Origin of the sequence: Lentzea sp. NPDC005914 (genome assembly GCF_040629405.1) — a bacterium.
Lineage (GTDB): Bacteria > Actinomycetota > Actinomycetes > Mycobacteriales > Pseudonocardiaceae > Lentzea.
This window is the reverse complement of the sequence record NZ_JBEXVQ010000103.1, coordinates 1-1,095: the sequence shown is the minus strand read 5'-3', so window position 1 is coordinate 1,095 and position 1,095 is coordinate 1. Positions and strand designations below refer to the sequence as shown.

General features: G+C 56.6%; 1 rRNA gene. It reads left to right on the top strand.

The annotated features are described in order from the left end of the window. A 23S ribosomal RNA gene (locus tag ABZ345_RS47460) occupies window positions 1-1,095 on the top strand; the annotation flags it as partial.

Sequence of the window (1,095 nt, the reverse complement as noted above, 5' to 3'; positions counted from 1 at the left end):
TTAGAGTGTTCCCAAGTAGCAGCGTACTCGTGAAATTCGCTGTGAATCTGGCGGGACCACCCGCTAAGCCTAAATACTCCCTGGTGACCGATAGCGGACTAGTACCGTGAGGGAAAGATGAAAAGTACCCCGGGAGGGGAGTGAAATAGTACCTGAAACCGTGTGCCTACAATCCGTCGGAGCCTTTAGGGGTGACGGCGTGCCTTTTGAAGAATGAGCCTGCGAGTTAGTGCTACGTGGCGAGGTTAACCCGTGTGGGGTAGCCGTAGCGAAAGCGAGTCTGAATAGGGCGCTTGAGTCGCGTGGTCTAGACCCGAAGCGGTGTGATCTAGCCATGGCCAGGGTGAAGCGCGGGTAAGACCGCGTGGAGGCCCGAACCCACCAGGGTTGAAAACCTGGGGGATGAGCTGTGGTTAGGGGTGAAAGGCCAATCAAACACCGTGATAGCTGGTTCTCCCCGAAATGCATTTAGGTGCAGCGTCGTATGTTTCACCGCGGGGGTAGAGCACTGGATGGTCTAGGGGGCCTACAAGCTTACCGAAATCAACCAAACTCCGAATACCGTGGTGTGAGAGTGCGGCAGTGAGACTGCGGGGGATAAGCTTCGTAGTCGAGAGGGAAACAGCCCAGAACGCCAGCTAAGGTCCCTAAGTGTGTGCTAAGTGGGAAAGGATGTGGGGTCGCACAGACAGCCAGGAGGTTGGCTTAGAAGCAGCCACCCTTTAAAGAGTGCGTAATAGCTCACTGGTCAAGTGGTCCTGCGCCGACAATGTAGCGGGGCTTAAGCACACCACCGAAGCTGTGTCATTTCAGCCTTGTGCTGGGATGGGTAGGGGAGCGTCGTGTAGCGGTTGAAGCGGCGGAGGAATCCAGCCGTGGACGCTATGCGAGTGAGAATGCAGGCATGAGTAGCGAAAGACGAGTGAGAAACTCGTCCGCCGGATGACCAAGGGTTCCTGGGCCAGGCTAATCCGCCCAGGGTAAGTCGGGACCTAAGGCGAGGCCGACAGGCGTAGTCGATGGACAACGGGTTGATATTCCCGTACCCGTGTGAACGCGCCCATGATGAACCTTGTGATACTAACCGCCCGAAGC